Annotated in this window: 19 protein-coding genes; 5 read left to right on the top strand and 14 right to left on the bottom strand. The window is 37.7% G+C overall.

Going from position 1 to position 18,563, the window contains the following annotated elements; translation table 11 throughout:
* Positions 1-379: 379 nt before the first annotated feature.
* Genes DEU40_RS19555 through DEU40_RS19530 form a run of 6 tightly spaced genes read right to left on the bottom strand, consistent with a single transcriptional unit; the run spans position 380 to position 2,848 of the window.
* Positions 380-607, bottom strand: coding sequence for a RebB family R body protein (locus DEU40_RS19555; protein WP_110011407.1), 228 nt, complete (start codon positions 605-607; stop codon positions 380-382).
* 20 nt (positions 608-627) lie between these two features.
* Positions 628-1,008 (bottom strand): hypothetical protein, encoded by a 381-nt coding sequence (locus tag DEU40_RS19550; RefSeq protein ID WP_110011406.1) that lies wholly within the window; start codon positions 1,006-1,008, stop codon positions 628-630.
* Positions 1,009-1,048: 40 nt separating this feature from the next.
* Complete coding sequence (locus tag DEU40_RS19545) at positions 1,049-1,876, bottom strand: hypothetical protein (RefSeq protein WP_110011405.1); 828 nt, start codon at positions 1,874-1,876, stop codon at positions 1,049-1,051.
* A complete protein-coding gene (locus tag DEU40_RS19540) occupies positions 1,873-2,061 on the bottom strand; it encodes a hypothetical protein (protein ID WP_110011404.1) in 189 nt (62 codons plus the stop codon). Before DEU40_RS19540 ends, DEU40_RS19545 begins: the two co-directional genes overlap by 4 nt.
* 38 nt (positions 2,062-2,099) lie before the next feature.
* Positions 2,100-2,615, bottom strand: coding sequence for a hypothetical protein (locus tag DEU40_RS19535; RefSeq protein WP_110011403.1), 516 nt, complete (start codon positions 2,613-2,615; stop codon positions 2,100-2,102).
* Positions 2,616-2,632: 17 nt separating this feature from the next.
* Positions 2,633-2,848, bottom strand: coding sequence for a RebB family R body protein (locus DEU40_RS19530; protein ID WP_034697211.1), 216 nt, complete (start codon positions 2,846-2,848; stop codon positions 2,633-2,635).
* A 358-nt stretch (positions 2,849-3,206) separates the two neighbouring features.
* On the opposite strand from DEU40_RS19530, the gene DEU40_RS19525 reads away from it, so the two are divergent.
* Complete coding sequence (locus DEU40_RS19525; RefSeq protein WP_110011402.1) at positions 3,207-4,286, top strand: hypothetical protein; 1,080 nt, start codon at positions 3,207-3,209, stop codon at positions 4,284-4,286.
* 66 nt (positions 4,287-4,352) lie between these two features.
* Here the strand turns inward: DEU40_RS19525 and DEU40_RS19520 are convergent, their stop codons facing one another.
* Positions 4,353-5,234, bottom strand: coding sequence for a CPBP family intramembrane glutamic endopeptidase (locus DEU40_RS19520; RefSeq protein ID WP_110011401.1), 882 nt, complete (start codon positions 5,232-5,234; stop codon positions 4,353-4,355).
* Positions 5,235-5,406: 172 nt separating this feature from the next.
* Between DEU40_RS19520 and DEU40_RS19515 the strand changes: the two genes are divergently transcribed.
* The 3 genes from DEU40_RS19515 to DEU40_RS19505 all read left to right on the top strand — a co-directional run bounded on the left by DEU40_RS19515 (position 5,407) and on the right by DEU40_RS19505 (position 8,095).
* Positions 5,407-5,979 carry a helix-turn-helix domain-containing protein gene (locus tag DEU40_RS19515; RefSeq protein WP_110011400.1) on the top strand — a complete coding sequence of 191 codons (573 nt, stop codon included), beginning with the start codon at positions 5,407-5,409 and terminating at the stop codon, positions 5,977-5,979.
* An 88-nt stretch (positions 5,980-6,067) separates the two neighbouring features.
* Positions 6,068-7,555: a serine hydrolase gene (locus DEU40_RS19510; RefSeq protein ID WP_110011399.1), complete on the top strand. Its 1,488-nt coding sequence runs from the start codon at positions 6,068-6,070 to the stop codon at positions 7,553-7,555.
* A gap of 111 nt (positions 7,556-7,666) precedes the next feature.
* A complete protein-coding gene (locus DEU40_RS19505) occupies positions 7,667-8,095 on the top strand; it encodes a DUF3592 domain-containing protein (RefSeq protein WP_110011398.1) in 429 nt (142 codons plus the stop codon).
* Between the two features lie 41 nt (positions 8,096-8,136).
* Here DEU40_RS19505 and DEU40_RS19500 read toward each other — a convergent pair whose 3' ends face one another.
* Genes DEU40_RS19500 through DEU40_RS19490 form a run of 3 tightly spaced genes read right to left on the bottom strand, consistent with a single transcriptional unit; the run spans position 8,137 to position 10,278 of the window.
* Entirely contained in the window at positions 8,137-9,033 is an 897-nt protein-coding gene (locus tag DEU40_RS19500) for a cyclase family protein (protein ID WP_110011397.1), read from the bottom strand.
* Positions 9,034-9,064: 31 nt separating this feature from the next.
* Positions 9,065-9,673, bottom strand: a complete 609-nt coding sequence (locus DEU40_RS19495) for a Crp/Fnr family transcriptional regulator (protein WP_110011396.1) — start codon at positions 9,671-9,673, stop codon at positions 9,065-9,067.
* Between the two features lie 59 nt (positions 9,674-9,732).
* Positions 9,733-10,278: a hypothetical protein gene (locus DEU40_RS19490; RefSeq protein ID WP_110011395.1), complete on the bottom strand. Its 546-nt coding sequence runs from the start codon at positions 10,276-10,278 to the stop codon at positions 9,733-9,735.
* A 227-nt stretch (positions 10,279-10,505) separates the two neighbouring features.
* Here DEU40_RS19490 and DEU40_RS19485 point away from each other — a divergent pair, with 227 nt between their 5' ends.
* Positions 10,506-11,555: an alpha/beta fold hydrolase gene (locus tag DEU40_RS19485; RefSeq protein ID WP_110011394.1), complete on the top strand. Its 1,050-nt coding sequence runs from the start codon at positions 10,506-10,508 to the stop codon at positions 11,553-11,555.
* Positions 11,556-11,623: 68 nt separating this feature from the next.
* On the opposite strand, the gene DEU40_RS19480 is transcribed toward DEU40_RS19485, so the two are convergent.
* The 4 genes from DEU40_RS19480 to DEU40_RS22700 form a co-directional block, all read right to left on the bottom strand.
* Entirely contained in the window at positions 11,624-12,766 is a 1,143-nt protein-coding gene (locus DEU40_RS19480) for a 1-acyl-sn-glycerol-3-phosphate acyltransferase (protein ID WP_110011393.1), read from the bottom strand.
* A gap of 859 nt (positions 12,767-13,625) precedes the next feature.
* Complete coding sequence (locus tag DEU40_RS19475; protein WP_110011392.1) at positions 13,626-13,946, bottom strand: GIY-YIG nuclease family protein; 321 nt, start codon at positions 13,944-13,946, stop codon at positions 13,626-13,628.
* Between the two features lie 399 nt (positions 13,947-14,345).
* Positions 14,346-15,596 (bottom strand): McrC family protein, encoded by a 1,251-nt coding sequence (locus DEU40_RS19465; RefSeq protein ID WP_110011390.1) that lies wholly within the window; start codon positions 15,594-15,596, stop codon positions 14,346-14,348.
* Positions 15,596-18,235: an McrB family protein gene (locus DEU40_RS22700; RefSeq protein WP_228406571.1), complete on the bottom strand. Its 2,640-nt coding sequence runs from the start codon at positions 18,233-18,235 to the stop codon at positions 15,596-15,598. Before DEU40_RS22700 ends, DEU40_RS19465 begins: the two co-directional genes overlap by 1 nt.
* Between the last annotated feature and the right edge of the window lie 328 nt (positions 18,236-18,563).

Raw genomic sequence — 18,563 nt, 5'->3', positions numbered from 1 at the left:
CCACAGATCCTGCAGATCAATGCGTTTCAAAAACATTGGTATAGACAGGTTATGAATAAATTGGCTCTGAAGAGTGGCTCTGAATACAATGGCTGAAACCCCTGTCTGTAAAATCTGCGCGAGTTTAAAGCATATTTTTTCTAAAAAGGATGCGGTCTTATTTTTAATATCTGTCTTAAAAATAAATTCCTGCTGCAGGTATGCTGTCAATGCCGGATTCCTTTGGGCTAACGATGGATTCTGAATGATTGCTTTTGTACATCGACAGCATCTGAAAGGCGGTGCAAAAATAAATGTTGACCTGATTGTATATATGCTGAGGGCACCGGATTTCATCTTTGCAGAGAAATAAACCGCATCCGTAGTTGTGGAGCCGGAATTAGAAACGCTGTTTTCTAAATGACTCCAATTCCTTTATTTTTGTATTTTTGGGACTCATTTTTTTTAATCCCATCACATAATGGCTGATCCCGGTCATAGCATTCCGTTGCTGATTCAATGCAGAATTGATTTGCATCTGTCCGGTGGAATGTGCGCTTACCTGTGCGGAAATAGCCTGAGGTACTGCGGTAGACATTCCGGTAATGATTGTTTCAATTTCGTTCATATTAATTCGTTTTGGTGGTTCTAAGGTTTGATATTACCCAATCTTGTATTCAGCTTATTCATCCGCTCCATTATTTTAAGTTCTTTCTCTTTTACTTTTGCTGTAGAGGCTTCCTGCAGCTTTTTCAGCTGTTCTTCATAATTCATGACAGGGGTTTCAGGTGGTGGAGCAGCAACAGGAGCAGGAGCTGCTTCATGCTGTTTTACAGCTTCTTCCAGTTTTTCCAGGAGAGGAGCAAGAGACTTCATGGTCTCTTTGACAGCTTTGTCCCTGATATAGCTGATAATTTCATCTTCATGTCTTAAAACAAAAGGCATGATTTCTTTTTCTACCATTTCAGGTTCCGTTACAGGTACCGGAGGTTGGGGAGCAGGAGCTTTCTTGCGGATTCTTTTACGCATACTTATTGTTTTATACTATTGTAAAAATGAAAATGTCTTGTTACAGCAGATAGTTAATAAATGCAGACGCAGATTTCCAATCCCGGTTGAGGTCTTTTACAACGTTGTAACCTGTAATTTCTAAAGCAATACATGCAGAAATAGCGCTGGCAGTCAGCATTTCTTTTAACTGATGCGGAGGAAGGGTCAGGATATAATCATCCGGAATAATCAGAGATTTACTGCCGGATGGAGCTTCATTTACTATGATACTCAGGATTTCCTGAAAATAATGGGCAATCAGCTTGGAGGCCTGAAATTCCAGTTCTCTTTTTAATGCCACCATTTCATCCTGGGTAACCAGATCGGAAATGGCACTTACATCTACATCATGCACGGAGTACTGAGCTTCACCCGTATTGGAAGGTGTGATCGTAATATCTGCTTTCAGTACACATTTTGATCTTTCCAGATTGATCGTGAGAAGTTTTGAATCATAATCAGGAACTGCAATTTCGTTCAGGGTGGTAAGAGGCAGGATTCTTACATTGCAGTAAAATACCTTTGGATCATCCAGCTTGACCATGATTACGGCAATTCCTGTCGATTTATCTTTAGGCTCCACTACAAAAGACTGAAAATGGTTATACCTTTTACCTCCTCTGCTGATGCAGTTAACCAGTCGTAAAGAAGGCTGAATATTAATGTCTGATGTCTGAAGATTAAATACAAATCGTTCCGAATTGTGCTCCGTCTTTTTAGGTTCTGAACTTTTGGTGTCCAGATAACTGATTTCATTGATTTTAAGCAGATAAAGTCTTTCATTTAAATCATCTAAGCTTTCCAGATTTAAAATCTTGGCGGGTTTGGTTACTGAGGAATAATTCATCTTTTATTTATTTTAATTTTTTCAATGAACTGGGCTATTATTGTTTTTTTCCTGGGATCACCTTCAGTTTCGACCGAAGGAATTACCGCTTCTTTGATCTCTGGTTTTACAAGTGGCTGGGTCAGTTTAACCGACTTTAATACTAATTTTCCCCCATGATCAGCCGTTATAAAGCTTCTTCTCATACTTTCTTTTTCTGAGGAGGTCTCTTCCGAAACCGGATCTACCCGTTTTTTTTTTCAGGATCTTCTGTCTCTGCAGAAACTTCCGTATAGGATGGGGGAGAAGGAAGTGCTTCTGAGACAGGAAGCGCGTTGACATTATAGATCGTATTGGAAATTTTTGCCTTTACCTCAGCATAATCACTTACCATTTTGAATAAGTCTTTCATCATTTCATTTCCTTTTCCTGTATCCTGGCCCTGAATATTTTCAGCCATTTGAACAGAGGTTTCTTTACTCCCCGGCGCCGGCCCGAAAGTGGTTCCATAGGTCAGTAGATTATTGGCCAGTCTGCTCAATGCAATAAGACCTACCTGCTCAAATCCTTTTAAAAAAGACTGTAAATCCTGAACCATCATTCCTGTAGACTGTTCTATCATTACTTTGGTTACTCCGGTCACTGGAGAAGCTTTAGGCGGAGCCAGTACCTCACTGTTCACAAATACTACAGCTTTCTCCGCCGGAGTGGTAGCATTGGCCGCCTGGGATTGTTGGGTTTCACTGTTGTTTTCACTCATGATGGTAAGGTTTTAAATTATCCTTTTAAAATTTTAATGGCATCTGCAACAATCGCAGGGTTGAGCTGGTTCAAGTTCTGCTGGTTTGTCACAGAATTCTGAATGGAAATTCCACTGGCATGGGTGGCCATCTGGTAAAGCATACTCATAGCCTGTGCTGGAGACTCACCAAGTACCGTAACGTTAGTCTGCGTTACTGCATCTGTAGTCTGGGTGTTTACTGTTTCTGCCATATTCTGGGTTTAATGGGTTACTATTTTTTTAACTAAATGTTGACTATGAGATTGTTGATCTCTTTTGTCTGATACAAATTTCAGTAATCAGAATAAATCTTCATTAAGGGAAAAAACGGAATTTTAAAAAATAAGGGAATTCTCTTATGAGTGAATTTTTAATCAAGAGTCTTTATTATAGTTCAGAGTTTATTTAGTTAAATAAACAAATACATCATCCGGGAATACGGGTAAACCCTGAATTTTTGAAAATAGGTTTTTCCCCTTTAGTAAGTCCCGATGTTTCCGCGGAAATTTGTGTTATTAATATTGGTGTAAACTCCAGAAATCAAATAAATAACCTTAAATAAAAACTATTATGAGCATTATAGAAAAATACAACAATTTGTTTTTCAGTGCAAAAGGAACAAATGAAAAAGCCAGGATAGGAGTCAGGCTGAAAAACGGACAGATAAAAATAATGACTGTGAAAGAAGTTTTCAATACCTATTTCATCGGAAACAGGGAAAGCGAAAGAAAGATGCTGGAAACCCTGGAACTGATGGGAGGAGATATAAAAGATATCATTCTGGTACTTGATATTTATAATGCAGATTATCTATCTGAAGGAGACTATAAATTCAACCATGATCAATGGGAAAGTGACAAATATGAAAAGGAAAGAAAGGAAAAGTACGGGGATGTCAGTGAAAAGGAGAGATATGAAGTTAATATCATTATGAATTCCAAGGTCATTACAGCTTCCGTATATCGGGATCTGCAGCAATTGTTTTTTATCAAAAAATTTCATGAAAGAAGATGGGATAGCGGAAGTAAAAGTAAAGAATTTATGAACCAAAGACTTGGTTTATTGAGAAATGGAACAGAAGGCAGTCCTGATCTCCAGACGATGACATTCTACAGAACAATGGGAGAAACAGAGTTTAAAGGAATAAGTGAATGGGCAGAAAAATATAGGGCAGAGGGCGGAAATATAAAAACTGATCTTACTTTCAATCATGAAATAATGAATACAAAAGTATTTGCCAACAATAATATACCAAATGAGATACCCGTTCGTCATCATTTGGGCGGATACAGCCAGGCCAGATGGTATGCGAGACCTGACAGGCATCAGTTTAAATTTCTCGTACAGTTTGTATTGAATAAGAACGCTAAAGGATTCTTAGGAAATCCGGAGCAGTTAGTTTTACAAAGAACATCAAAGAATACTAATTCAGCGGTAGCAAAAATTAAATCATGGTTTGAAGACAACGAAATATTGGTTGAAGAAATAAGTAATAGTGAAGGACAAAAAGCAGGTAGAATAGGTCTTAAAAATGAAGATAAAGAAGGGGAAGGATTAAGTATTTCGTTAGGTGAGAGCAGAGATACTCAGGAAATATTTCAAAGTTTGCTCAGCAGAATCCGCCTTATTGAAGTAATTAATCCGGAATAGATTTTTCAGAATTAATATATTAAAAGACAGCCCTTTCAATAAAAGGCTGTCTTTTTAATAAACATATTATGCTGAAAATGGATGATCTTCATCGAGTTCTTTTCTCTTCCTCCAGAAGAAATAAGCAACCACAGCTGTAGCAATAGGCAGGGCAATACCAAACTCATCAATATAATAGTTGGTGTTTCCTGTATCTACAGTAAGAGGTGTAAAAATAGACTGTATAAAAAGGTTGTGACTGGCATGTAAAATAACACCTGTCCATAAACTTCCGGATTTCAATCTTAACCATGTAAAGATGAAACAAGCGGCAAATATCATCACCGTAAAACACGAAAGAGCCAGCCATTTGGGGCCGCCTGTATTATAATTGGAGAAAAGCAGAAGAGGATAATGATAGATCGACCATATCACACCCATCCAGAGAGAAGTAGCGGTATAGGAATTGATCTTGGCCAATTGAGGCGTCAGAAGACCACGCCAGCCTATCTCTTCTCCCAGTGCAGAGCCTACCGAACGTACCATACCAAAACTGCTCATCAGAATAATATACAGGATGATCGTGAGACCATCTGGAAGGTTCCAGCCCATTCCTTTGCCAATTTCCGCTGCAAATTCATGATTATAAAAGCCGCCGGCACCGCTGATCCAGATGATGAGGTAAGGTACCAAAATATAAAGAACAGGAATACAATAGGCCATAATCTGGTATTTTGTCGGTTCCCATTTCCATCCCAGGTAAGAAATGGGAATATTTCTGATACGACAGGTAAGAAATGCAGCAATAGCGGGACACCACATGACAATGGTTGCATAAGAGATTATTCCGCCGCCAAGTTTTCCGGTGCTGATACACATATAATAAACAGGAAGACAGAAAAGCAGGGTAAGAATGAGATAAGTGGCAATATTCTTCCTGACTTCGGATTTGGATAGTGTATTTTCCATAAACTGATCTGGTGTTAAAGTTTATAAATGACTGAAAAATAGAAAGTTATTTTTAAATAAAAATACACTTATTTTTTATATGAATAATAATTTAAACATCAGCGGATGTAAGAAAAGATTTTAATAATGAAAACAGTAAATTAGCTAAAATATTTTCCGAATATCCTTAACAATGTCCAAGCTAAAAGCCATAAGAGAACAAAAGAACCTGACCCAGGAAGAGCTGTCAGAACAATCAAAAATTTCTGTGAGAACCATTCAACGTATAGAATCGGGAACAGAACCCAAAGGACATACCCTCAGAGCACTGGCACAGGCTTTAGGAATAGAAGAGATTGAATTGCAGCAGGATCAACCACAAATAATTTCAGAAACAGATGAGGTTGAAATTGAAGCAAAAGAAGAGGAAGCTCCAATCAATTATTCATACATTAAAATCATTAACCTTTCCTCGTTAATGTTTACCCTTTTACCGCCACTGAATATTTTTGTGCCGCTTATTCTCATGCATAGTATGAAGCAGAGAAACAGTCTGGCCAGACAGATTATTTCCGTTCAGATGATCTGGACAGTGATGGCACCTATTACCTTTATGCTCGGCATCTTTTTAAAGTTCGGAAAACAGTTTACCCTGATCCTGATGATCCTGATTGTTCTCTCCAATGTATTTATTATCCTTCGGAATGCAGCCGAGATAGATAAGAATAAAAAACTTTATTTCAGACTGAAATTCAGCATGATATAAAACCTGTCAGGACTTTGTCGGGTTTTTGTCGGGTTCACTTTAACCCAAAAAAGGAAATGAAGTAGAATCTTTGTCAAAAAAAATAACAATGACAAAGTCTTCAAGGTTCACCCTTCCTTTTTTTATGCTGTTCATGAGTGTCACGCAGGCACAAACAGAGAAAACAGATTCTCTGTATAAAACCATTATGTCGAAAGACAGCCTGTTTTTTTCTGTAGGCTACAATACCTGCAACATCAAGCAGATGGAAAATCTGTTGAGCGAAAAGTTTGAATTTTATCATGACAAAGGAGGTTTTGAGGACAGGGAAAAATTTATCATTGATTTTAAAAACGGATTATGCAAATCCCCGGAGACCTATCAGATAAAAAGAGTGCTTATTAATAAAAGCACAGAAATCTATCCCATGTATAAAGACGGAAAGATCTACGCTGCCATTCAGAATGGAGACCACCTTTTTTATGAGAAGATAGTAAATCATGCTGAAAAACTGGTTGGGGAAGCAAAATTTACCCATTTATGGATACTGGAAAATGGTGAGTGGAAGCTTAAAAATTCATTGAGTTTTAATCATCATCCGAAGCAGACTACTGATAGTGAAACGATGTTTGATAACGATCAGTCCATGCAAAGCTGGCTGAAAGAAAATAATATTCCTGCCCTGGGATTAGGAATTATAGAAGGAGGAAAGTTGCAGCAGGTGAAAGTTTTCGGTGAGATCAGGAAAGGGATTGCAGCACCTGATAATGCCTTGTTTAATGTCGCATCACTTACAAAACCTGTTACGGCAATGGTTGTATTACGATTGGTAAGTCTTGGGAAATGGAAGCTTGATGAACCTCTTGATGCCTATTGGACAGATCCAGATATTGCCAACGATTCAAGGCATAAAAAATTAACCACCAGAATGATCCTGAGCCACCAGACAGGTTTTCCGAACTGGAGATGGATGAATGCAGATAAGAAACTGAACTTTCAGTTTGATCCCGGTACAAAATACCAATACTCAGGAGAAGGTTTTGAATACCTTCGGAAAGCACTGGAAAAAAAGCTTGGAAAATCACTGGATCAGCTGGCAAAAGAACTTGTTTTTCAGCCATTCGGGATGAATGATACCCATTATATCTGGGATCAGAATACCGACGAATCAAGATTGGCTATAGGATATGATAAAGATGGTAAACCTTATCCAACCGAAAAAAACAAAACGGCCAATGCGGCTGATGATCTTTATACTACGGTTGAAGATTACGGCAACTTTATGGTCAGTGTCATGAATAAGAAAAATCTGAAACCGGATGTTTTTCAGGAAATGATCAAAAAACAGGTCAAAGTAAAAGATCAAAAATATTTCGGCCTGGGGTTCGAGATATATGACCTGGGAAACGGTAATTATGCCTTGTCACACGGCGGAGCTGATCAGGGAACACAATGTATTGCCATCATCATACCCGGCTCAGGGAAGGGAATTATAATTTTTACCAATATTGATGACGGTTATAAAGTATATGAGAAGTTGGTTCTTCATTATCTGGGTAAGGATGGAAAGAAAATTGTAGATATTGAAACCAGATAACAGATTGTTTTTTAAGGGTTAAATAATGATGTGATAAATCTTTGTATCTTCGGGATATCAATCTGAAAACAAGAAAGATAATCAAAAGATTTGTTTTCAGGATGCAATACGATGAACAGAAAAAAAACGAAAGCTATGTGGCAATATTATATCATCCTTGCAGCAGGAATCATTCTGTTTGCAGCAGCATTAATGAGCTTTAAAAATACTCTTTCATTCTTAAAAAAAGCAGAAAAGGCAACGGCAACCGTTACCTCATTAAGGGAATATGAATCAGAGGGAACCGTATTCAGTCCGGTCTTTACCTTCCGGTCCCAAAATAATCTGGAACATACTTTTGAACTGGCGGAAGGAACCAATCCCTCGGCCTGGGCCATTGGAGAAACAGAGACTGTGATCTACGATCCTGAGGATCCTTCCTCAGTAGGTTTATATACCTATTTCAGAATTTTTGCCTGGCCTTTAATCCTGATTTCAATAGCACTGCCACTACTGGTGGTGGGAAGCGGGTATTTTATTGCTGAGCAGTTTCTAAAATAACTTTCATCGTCAATTGCCTGAGTTGTTTTCAAGTAAGCTCTTTATAAGTTTTGTTGTACTGAAGCAAAAGCCCTTACCGGAAAAGTTCCGGCTCCCTTGAATTTTGGAGGGGCAGCCGTAAAGGTAAAACCTTCATCAGGAAGCTGTTCCAAACGACAAAGATGCTCCGCAATTACTATTTCAACGCCCAGAAGAATGGTGTGTACGGGACGGTTTTTGCCTGTTGTGTCATCAATATTATGAGAGTCAATCCCTACAAGTTTTACCTGGCAGTCTTTAAGATATTCTGCCGCGCTTTGCGTAAGGTAAGGATGATTTTCGTAATACGTCTCCGTATTCCAATGGCTATCCCATCCCGTATGGATAAGTACCGCTTTATTTCTGATTTCCCGGTTTCTGAGATGCAGGTCTGTAATTTCCAATGTTTCCGTATAAGGAATCCGGATTACTACCGCCTCTAATTCAGCCAGTTTTTCCAGTTCCATCTCAGCGGTATCCTTTCCGTTTTCAAACCTGTGGAAAGGACAGTCGATATAAGTTCCTGTATTCGTAACCATTTCAATCTTACCAATTTGAAACGAAGTTCCTTCCTCATACAATTTCTGAGATTCCGTTCTGCTGAGATAATCACAGATGTGAGGAGCGGGAAGCCCTTTATAAGTAATAAGTCCTTCTTCAATCGTGTGGCTCAGATCGATCAGCCGTTCCACAGGAGGTTTTTGTTGTACAGTCTTTCTTTTATGGGGTTCGTTAATGATCTGCTTATTCAGGATATTGACTTTACCAGCCATAAGAAGCCGGAGATCATCAATAATATAATCAATCAGTTCCTGGTCTGTAATATGATCTCCTGCAATGTCAAGTCTGAATTCTTCCCCTTTAAGGCTTCCCCCATTGGTAAAATACACTTCAAAATCAAATTGTACTCTTTTGTCCATTATTAAAATATTTAGACAAAAGTGAAGAAAATCAGATTCTGTTTACTTGACTTAAATCAATTTGCTTTATTTTTTTACTTCGGATCCTGCTTAAGGTTTCAGGACTCATCCCCAGATAAGAAGCAATATGGAAAAGAGGAATTCTGGTTTCAGAATGCGGAAACTGTTCAAGAAAATAAAGATACCGTTCATAAGAATCCTGAAGCAGGAAAGAGCTTTCACGGCGGCATTTTTTAATAAACTCTTTCGTAAGGATCTGATTCATGAACTGATGCCATTTCGGATCTTTTAAAAGTTTGTCTGTCAATATTTTGGGAAGAACAATAATTTCTGAAGCTTCCAGACATTGAAAATTAAGAGATGTTTTTTCGCCGGTCAGATAGCTTGTCAGTGCTGTAAAAAAATCATGCTCAAAGAAAAATTCGGTATTGATCTCCCGGTGGTCTTTCACATAAAAGCTTCTGACAACGCCTTTTTGGAGAAAAAGAAGACTGTCAGCCTTTGAGTTTTCCCGTATGACATAACTGTTGCTTTCCAAATGCTGTATTTTTGCTTCAGCCAGGAGTATTTCTTTTTCCTCACCGGTAAGATCAAACAAAGGATATATTGCTGTTTCGAAGAAAGGAGTAAGATCATGCATCGTTTTGAAGGTTTAAACAGTGAACAGAAACTGCAGCTGCAAAAATGCAGCCCTTAGTTCTATTTTACTTTTTCAAGAAGATATAACTTACCACCGGAAAATCCCAGTTTAGGCATCAGATTGCCTTCCAGAACCATTGTTTTATTGGTTACATCGATAACGGAAATATAATTACTGGAATTGTATTCGATATAATTCTCCTTTTCCTTCGTTGAAGGATTTTTTCCGAATTCCATTGAATATTTTACCCAATCTTCATCCTGTGTGCTGCAATGCACGGGCTTGAATTTGGATTTCTTAGCCTTGAAAACAATCTGATCAAAACCTTCCGTACATTCCGAAGTAAATGATCCGTCAGGATTCTGATCTTTTGAAAAATCTTCAAAAGAACCACGGTAAACGCCCACTACTTTCCAGGTACCATCCAGACGGTCTTCATCAATTTTCCCCTTTGCTTTGCTCACTGCCCAGCTGATTCCGTTAACGGTTCCCTTTACCGCTTTGTAACTTAAATTTACCGCTCCGGAAACCACTTTAGTAGCTGTTCTTACCACACATGAATGGAGAACGAATACAGCCGAAGCCAGCAATAGGAATTTCTTCATTTTGTCAATTTTTTCAGATACGAAGATAGTGCTTTTAGAAAAAAATTATAGTGATGAATAATGTTTTTGTCTATTAACATCATAATATATAGCGCTATTGTTTTTTCTCCTGTCCGGTTTACCGCCCGAAAATCAGTATTCAACGTTTAATATGACCTGTTCAAAGTATTTGTTCTTATTCCGATCTCTGCTTTGCCATAATTTTACCATCACAAAACATCACTATTATGAATACTACATTGAACTTCAGAAAAAAAATACAATCCGTTTTGTCCCTGATTATTTTTATGGGAACAGGATTATTGTCTTTACACGCACAGACATATACCACGGGTGAAAAAGACCTGGAAAACACAGCGGTCAGATCTGCGTTTCAAAATACAAAGCAAATCAAAGCCGGGTTGTTGAACGTTGGATATGCAGAAGTAGGTCCGGCCAAAGGAAAACCGGTTATCCTTCTTCATGGATGGCCCTATGATATCCATAGTTTTGAAGAGTCCTCCGCTATACTTGCTGAAAAAGGTTACCGTGTTCTGGTCCCTTATTTAAGAGGGTATGGTACAACGACCTTTGTTTCTCCCAATACAAAACGCAACGGTCAGCAGAGTGCTGTTGCATTGGATATCATTGCTTTTATGGATGCTCTGAAAATCGATAAGGCTATCGTTGGCGGTTTCGACTGGGGAGCCAGAACTGCAGATATTATGGCAGCCCTTTGGCCTGAACGATGCACCGGACTGGTAGCGGTAAGCGGCTATTTGATTGGAAGTCCAAAGGCCAATGAAAAACCCTTGCCTCCGAACGCTGAGCTGTTATGGTGGTATCAGTATTATTTTTCAACAGAAAGAGGGTATAAGGGGTATAAAGCCAATACTTTAGCCTTTAATAAACTGATCTGGAAAACGGCTTCACCAAAATGGGCTTTTGATGACCAGACCTACGAGCGTTCTGCCAAAGCATTCGACAATCCTGATCATGTAGATATTGTGATCCACAATTACCGCTGGCGTCTGGGATTAGCAAAAGGAGAAAAACAATATGATGCACTTGAAGCCAGGCTGGCGAAATCTCCATCCATTTCGGTCCCAACGGTTACTCTGGAAGGTGATGCCAACGGAGCAGCATTTCCCGCACCGGAAAGTTATGCTTCAAAATATACAGGCAAATATGCACACCATACCTTAACGGGCGGAATTGGACACAATTTGCCACAGGAAGCTCCAAAAGCATTTGCAGATGCGATCATAGAAGTAGATTCCATGTCAAAATCCAAATAAAAATCTGAAAGAATACAACAAAACCACTGCTCAATAACAGTGGTTTTTTATCTTTATTTTATCCTCAACTAGTTTTCAGATTCTTCTTCAACCTTCAGCTTATTCACCAAAGGATTGGCATACATTGCTAAGAAATACTCTCTGGAAATAGAATCTGAAGGATCTATGCGCATTTCAAGTCTGCGGACAAACAACTGTTTTTCCTGTTCCGTATATTCGGAAGCATATGTATTCATGTTATGAAGCAGATCGTAAGCGATGTACTTGGTTGGCCAAAGTTTATAATTACTGATGATAGAACGGTCAATTATCTGTGCAATGGCCTGCAGTTGTTTGTTTTTGTTGTCAATGGCCGCTGCAATTTCATCCAGTTCTTTATCCAGAACATCACCGGCATGAAGGTGAATACGTTTTTTTTGACCCAGAATTCCGCTGATAATGTTGGTGAAATCTTCATTTTTCCCTTTAATGTATTCCTCATCCCTGTGTTGTGCCAGTAGCTGAGGCATTTTTAAGGAATCTGTAGGATCATACTCATAGGAGATAGAGATAGGAACAATCTTTAAGGATTTAAAATACTCTGTCAGTGGCTGATCTCCAGCTGCCATGGCAAGCATTTTCAAAACACCCTGCTGGGTAGAATCGTTACCATTTTTGGTACGGCCTTCACGCTGGGCAATCCATACAGAACGGTTTTCCTGAAGGAGCAGCTCTTTAATATACTCAGACATCGTCTGTGAACTTGTCAACTGTTCACGAAGTGGCAGACCTCTTTGTACTAGAAAGTTACGGTTCAACTTAGCCAGTACATTTAAGAAATTCTTACGGACAAGATTATCACCAATGGCAGAAGCGGTCATTACATAACCCCCTTCCAGCAATACCAGATTAAGCAGTGAAGTATCCAGAACAATATCCCTGTGGTTTGAGATGAAAAGGTAAGAAGTGCTTTTATCCAGCTTATCAAAGCCAGAAGTCGTTAAACCGTCAGAACTTTTTGCAAGGATCTGGCGAACGGCAAAGGCCACAAACTGATGCTGAAAATCACTGATGGAATGAACATTCTTAAACTGTTCCAGCCAAACCTGCTCATCCGTATCAGGAAAAGTAAAATTCATAAAGGCTTTCATCATGGGATCACGGGCGATGCTCTGTAATCTCTCATTCACTTCCTGATCATTGAAATACCGGATTTCATCAAACTTAGACATGCGGTTGGGTAAAAATTAAAACTTTTTGCAAAAGAACGAAAATTTATTGGGGGAGAGGCTATAAAGGGTGTTAAAGTATTATGAGGGGCGTAGGAGTTGGTTGAAACAGCTGTGCAATAAGTATCATGACGCACTCCTTCATCCGTTCACTATGCACACAAAAACACATAAACAGCCAAACACATAAAACACATAAACAAACACACACAAATATAAGCGCCCACCTTGTCATTCTGCAGGAATCAAAACTCTTATTTTTACCCTCATTCATTATCACAAGCTTTTTGTGTCTGGATTCCTGCGGAATGACAAGTGTTGCGGATAGGCTAAGTGAGCAGTTTGCATTATGCCTGAAGCAAGTAACTATGCACATACACGCGCGCGCCCAAATAAGCACCCACTTTGTCATTCCGTAGGAATCAAAACTCTTATTTTACCCTCATTCATTATCACAAGCTTTCTGTGTCTGGATTCTACGGAATAACAAACGTTACGGATAGGCTAAGCGAGCAGTTTGCATTATGTATGAAGCAAATAAGTGGCCATGCACGCACATACAAACACCCACCTTGTCATTCCGTAGGAATCAAAACTCTTATTTTTACCCTCATTCATTATCACAAGCTTTCTGTGCCTGGATTCCTACGGAATGACAACCGTTTTGGATAGGCTAAGCGAATAGTTTATTATGTATGAAGCAAGTAACTATGCACATGTACACACACCAATAAGTACCCACTTTGTCATTCCGCAGGAATCTAAGCTCTTATTTTACCCTCGGAATTAAAACATTCTCTACGAACTGTTTACTTTATTAATCTGACGATATCCAATTGGTAATTCATATGAACAGTTCGTATCAAAGCCAATTGTCAAACAGGTAATTCAAAAATTCTAAATTAGGATTTGTGCTCCTTATCAGTTCAAGTTTCTTAATTCTTGACCAGTCTTTAATTTCCTTTTCTCTTTGAATGGCATGATGAATCCAATTATATTTTTCATAATAAATGAGAAATTCAAGATTATATCTTGCAGTGAAACTGCGTGGATTGAGCTTCGTTTTGTGTTGATACAATCTCCTGTGCAGGTTGCCTGTAACGCCTGTATAAAGTACTCTTCGGGTTTTATTGGTAAGAATATAGATATAGTAGGTATATCTTCCTTTTGAAAATGCAGTCATTTGTGTATTTGTTTTACAAAAGGTACAAAAAATATAGAACCACTGGTTTTTCAATTGGATTTAATTTTTTTTATTCCACCTTTTGTCACAGAAATCGGAATGACAAACGGTGTGGATAGTCTAAGTGAATGGTTTATATGTATAGAGCAAATAAGAGACTATGCACGCACACAGAAGCGCCCACCTAGTCATTCCGCAGGAATCTAAACTCTTATTTTATCCTCATTCATTATCACAAGCTTTCTGTGTCCGGATTCCTGCGGAATGACAAACTATGTGGATAGTCTAAGGGAATAGTTTGCATTATGTATGAGACAATAATTAGCTGTGCACGCACACAGAAACACTCACCTAGTCATTCCGCAGGAATCTAAACTTTTATAATAATCGAAATTTACCTTAATAAGTTTTGTGTGAAGCGAGAAAATTGTCTTTCACAAATGATACAATATTCTCTTTCCATTGCTTAATATTTTGATGTGTCGAAATGAAAGCAACTCCGCAAGTCAGTGTATCGGTGACCTCATCATGTTCTATAGCCGAATAATCCCCTTTAATCAGTTTACTTTCTTCTCCCGGATATATCAGAGCTGTTTTTGTTGCTTTAAAATATCGGTGATAAGCATACATCTGCCTTAGATCTTCGGTTGACGGAAGATAATTTCCGTTTAAGTTTTTCCATTTTGTATCCAGAACAATTCTGTTTCCATTAGCTTCCAGAACAATATCAGGTTTCATTCTGCTGGCTCCGTTTTCTGATCTCCAGAATTCTTTGGATTGCTGGGCTCTTACTTTGATATCAATATGCTGTATATTTTTCTTTAAAACAACATATACAAACTGCTCCCAAAGACGGTTCATATCAAACATTAAGGCAAGTACATTATTTTTCCCTCTTGAAACATCAGGATGATAGTTCAGTAATAGCAGCTTTGCAATCTGCAGAGCTTTTTCATAATGTTGATTTTTACGGTCAAAGTTGATTTTCTCAAATGTTGAATCTGTTACTTTGACATCACTCATTTCGGGGAAATTCAACAGTAGCGTACCAATTCTGCTGCTCAGATCCGATTTACTGTTAGTCTGTTCAATAAGCTTCAGAGCTTTGTAGAGAATGCGGTGTATTTCATGATTGACATCATAATGAGAATACTTTACATAAAATCTTTCGTGGTGAACCAGATTCTGAGATATATGTTTTGAAAAGTGCAGAGCCCCCTTTAAAGCATGCAGATTTCCCTCTTTCCTGTTATACCTTTTGATAAGCCCACGGTGAAGCAGATATTCTATTTCTTTTACATACAGTTCATAATAAAGATTCAGAATAGAGTTTTTTTTCAGCTTTAACGAAGCACTGCTGGAGACCTTTACTTCAAATCCCCATACCGTTCTTATCATATCGTGCAATAGCTGTCTCCATTCATCTTTGCCGTTATGATCTGCTTTCGGAAGAATTTCAATGGTTGTTTGGGCAATCTTTATGACTCCTACATGTTGATTAAACTTTACACCGTTTTTTATAAGGCTAAAAAAAGGAGTTCCATCTCCATAATAATTCTCTAAAGCCTGGTCCAGTTTTAGTTTTTTATGTTCATCAGTAAAGTAGAGCTTTTCATGCTCAAAAACAACAATGGATTCTATTGGTTTCATTAAACAGACTGATTCATTAATAATAGAAGAGCTTTAGAGAAATCCATGTCGGTATCTCCAATTTTATAATGATGATCTGGTTTTCTGTAATCTATGATTTCATACGATTCTCTTTCTGAATACTCACTTTCATAGTCATCAAATGCTGCAAAAACAGATGATTCGGTAACTTTCTTTTTCACAAATCCTTTGCCCAGTACCAATCCTATTTTGCCGTAATCACCAAAGAAATACTCCTGTAGTAGAGGAATGATATTTTTATAAAAAGAATCTCTGATGGTTGTATTGTCTTTTCCTATAAAATAAGCATGTCCAATGGCGTGATCTTTATCAATCAGTTTTTCTATACGGTTGTTTATGATGGTCAATAATTTTTCAAAATCTATTCTTTCAAAATCAAACCTTTGAAAATATCCGGATTCTCTGACGATATTATTTTTTTTATCTTCTTTCATCTGTTCCCAGATACCTTCTTTTTCTTTTTTGAAGTCTTCAGAAACACCTAAAACAGAAAATAATTTATTCTCTTCAGCCAGATATTCTTTGTCGGTCCATTCATAGCTTTTATATTCCCATAATAGATTTTCTATCATTGCAGATGGGTTCAGAAGCTCAGGTTTAGGAGGCATTTCTTCAAATGAAAATCGTCTTCTCAACGCTGTGTCCAAAGCTTCCACACTTCTGTCTGCTGTATTCATGGTTCCGATAATATACAGGTTGGAAGGAACTCCGAATTTATCTTTACTGTATGGAAGGGTGATCTCCAGAGCTTCATTATTGCCGATACGTTTATCCTCTTCGATAAGTGTAATGAGCTCTCCAAAGATTTGAGACACATTTCCACGGTTGATTTCATCAATGATCAATACATGAGGAAGGGGAGGAAGAGTTTCTTCTTTTACTTCGGTAATAGATTTTTCTTTTATTTTATTATTGATATAATTTAAAACAGACCAATACGCTGTAGAATTGGAACCACCGATCACTTCTCTGAATTCAGTATTCACATTTTTAATTACGGACAGATCAGGAAATGCCTGCTGCAATTTCTCAGCTCTGGAATAAGATATCGTATAAATTTTTGAATCTTCAGAATAAATAGGCTTGAGATTTAGATTTCCTTTATCAGAAATATCCACTATTTTCAATCCCAGATTCGGAGTTTGTATAGTTAGTACAAGCGGATTTCCATCTTCCAGATGTCTGTTTGCATCCTGAACAAGATCACTCCAGGCATCATCAAAGGTATATGGTGTTATTGAATTTTCACTTTTTAATCTTGGTTTTCTGGCTTTATCAGCAATTCTTTTGAAAATTCCACTTTCAACCTCGTAGATTACTTTTTTATTTCCGTTCTCATCTTCATCAATTTTAGGTTTAATGCCTTCAATAAAATCTTCGTAGCTCATGCTCTGATGGAAGGTGGTAAACACAATTCTTCCTTCATCTGCCAGCTTTTTATATTCGTCCTTGATTTGCTTTCGGGTATGATCAGACAGAACAAAATCAGGGTTAGCGATCTGAATGGCTTTGTTGATGGTATTGTAGGTCTTACCAGTGCCAGGAGGACCGTATAAGATCTGATTAAGCGGATGATTGATTACAGTATTCATTGTAAGTTCTGAATTCATATTTTTTATAACATCAATTAGTTTTTCTGAGGTGGCATCATAAAGCTCATCTAAGCATTCTACTACCTTTTCTACAAGGTCTTCATCGGAGAGTGTAAATTTCTTAATATGAGAAACCGAGTTTCCGAAGTGCCACTTTTTCCACTCCAGAGTATCAGTAGGAAGTTCACCCAACAGAGCTCTCAATTTTTCGGCGTTCTGATGACCGTCTTCAAAATGCAGGTCAACGGAAATACTTCCCTTTTTTATGATCACTTCATAATGAGCTCTTTTATGATTAAAATACTGTTCTTTATCAAAGATCCATATATTATTCCCCTTAAGATCTCCAAAACCATACTCAAGTTGGTTTTTCTCAGCATATTCTTTTAGGTTGGTAATAAACGTTTTAAAATCCAGTTGTTTTCTATCCCATTCTTTTTTCTCGTTATAGATATGAGCTGCTATTAATAATGTTTGATTTTCCGGATTCTTGGTTCTGTCAAGATCTGAGAATTTTTCTTTCAATTCAGAAACAAAAGTGTCCGGGTTATAAGAATGATTCAGATAATGGTTAGAGATAAGTTCTCTATGGCTTAATGCTATAGAATTGATATTGTTTTCTGGCATGGCCAGCATATCTAAGGCATTTTTCACAGTGATATTTACATCATCTTTGTGATACTTGTAATTAAAAGTATTGATGACCCATGGTTTCATTCTTACGCCTGCTTTTGCCAATACTCTTTTATCATCATACTGATTATAAAAAGCTTTGCCACGAGCATGAACATCACAATAAGAAATAATGCTAAAGAGAATTTGCTTTATCGAAAAGAATTGATGTCCCTCCTTAATTTCAGCAAAGGTACTATAGTCCTCTAAAAGATGTTGCAGTTTTATCTGTCCTTCATCGGATAAATAAAGATCCATCCATTTTTTTAATGCATCTTTTCCTTTTTGAAAGTAAAATTCATCGGATTGTATAAGCTGTTCAAAATAGCTTGTTGCTGTTTCTATTACTGACATTTGGTTTTCCTGGGTGTTTAGTTTGGCTGTCTTCTTTGCGAAAGAACAACTTCTTCATTAGAAGTAGCAATAATAATAAAAATCTCCAGCTTCTGCTTACGGGAAAGCGTAAATTTTCTTAAAAGTCACTATAAATATTGCTCAGAAGTACCCATAGACCCTTCGGAAGTCCCTCTAGCCCCTTCACCAAGCTTCTGGAGGGACTTCATGAACGATCTCCACCCCCTTCATGAACTATCGTGTGGACACAATTATTCCTAGTTTTATACATTTATTGTTATTTAGTATTATGACAAGAAATTTCAGGGAATTAGCCGATAAACGTTTA

It is taken from the genome of Chryseobacterium sp. AG844 (assembly GCF_003182335.1).
GTDB lineage: Bacteria > Bacteroidota > Bacteroidia > Flavobacteriales > Weeksellaceae > Chryseobacterium > Chryseobacterium cupriresistens.
This window is presented reverse-complemented; position numbering and strand designations above follow the sequence as displayed.

Excerpts from the sequence above, each read along its gene's own strand:
- DEU40_RS19555 (WP_110011407.1), bottom strand. The coding sequence starts at position 607 with ATGAACGAAATTGAAACAATCATTACCGGAATGTCTACCGCAGTACCT.
- DEU40_RS19550 (WP_110011406.1), bottom strand. The coding sequence starts at position 1,008 with ATGCGTAAAAGAATCCGCAAGAAAGCTCCTGCTCCCCAACCTCCGGTA.
- DEU40_RS19545 (WP_110011405.1), bottom strand. The coding sequence starts at position 1,876 with ATGAATTATTCCTCAGTAACCAAACCCGCCAAGATTTTAAATCTGGAA.
- DEU40_RS19540 (WP_110011404.1), bottom strand. The coding sequence starts at position 2,061 with ATGAGAAGAAGCTTTATAACGGCTGATCATGGGGGAAAATTAGTATTA.
- DEU40_RS19535 (WP_110011403.1), bottom strand. The coding sequence starts at position 2,615 with ATGAGTGAAAACAACAGTGAAACCCAACAATCCCAGGCGGCCAATGCT.
- DEU40_RS19530 (WP_034697211.1), bottom strand. The coding sequence starts at position 2,848 with ATGGCAGAAACAGTAAACACCCAGACTACAGATGCAGTAACGCAGACT.
- DEU40_RS19525 (WP_110011402.1), top strand. The coding sequence starts at position 3,207 with ATGAGCATTATAGAAAAATACAACAATTTGTTTTTCAGTGCAAAAGGA.
- DEU40_RS19520 (WP_110011401.1), bottom strand. The coding sequence starts at position 5,234 with ATGGAAAATACACTATCCAAATCCGAAGTCAGGAAGAATATTGCCACT.
- DEU40_RS19515 (WP_110011400.1), top strand. The coding sequence starts at position 5,407 with ATGTCCAAGCTAAAAGCCATAAGAGAACAAAAGAACCTGACCCAGGAA.
- DEU40_RS19510 (WP_110011399.1), top strand. The coding sequence starts at position 6,068 with ATGACAAAGTCTTCAAGGTTCACCCTTCCTTTTTTTATGCTGTTCATG.
- DEU40_RS19505 (WP_110011398.1), top strand. The coding sequence starts at position 7,667 with ATGAACAGAAAAAAAACGAAAGCTATGTGGCAATATTATATCATCCTT.
- DEU40_RS19500 (WP_110011397.1), bottom strand. The coding sequence starts at position 9,033 with ATGGACAAAAGAGTACAATTTGATTTTGAAGTGTATTTTACCAATGGG.
- DEU40_RS19495 (WP_110011396.1), bottom strand. The coding sequence starts at position 9,673 with ATGCATGATCTTACTCCTTTCTTCGAAACAGCAATATATCCTTTGTTT.
- DEU40_RS19490 (WP_110011395.1), bottom strand. The coding sequence starts at position 10,278 with ATGAAGAAATTCCTATTGCTGGCTTCGGCTGTATTCGTTCTCCATTCA.
- DEU40_RS19485 (WP_110011394.1), top strand. The coding sequence starts at position 10,506 with ATGAATACTACATTGAACTTCAGAAAAAAAATACAATCCGTTTTGTCC.
- DEU40_RS19480 (WP_110011393.1), bottom strand. The coding sequence starts at position 12,766 with ATGTCTAAGTTTGATGAAATCCGGTATTTCAATGATCAGGAAGTGAAT.
- DEU40_RS19475 (WP_110011392.1), bottom strand. The coding sequence starts at position 13,946 with ATGACTGCATTTTCAAAAGGAAGATATACCTACTATATCTATATTCTT.
- DEU40_RS19465 (WP_110011390.1), bottom strand. The coding sequence starts at position 15,596 with ATGAAACCAATAGAATCCATTGTTGTTTTTGAGCATGAAAAGCTCTAC.
- DEU40_RS22700 (WP_228406571.1), bottom strand. The coding sequence starts at position 18,235 with ATGTCAGTAATAGAAACAGCAACAAGCTATTTTGAACAGCTTATACAA.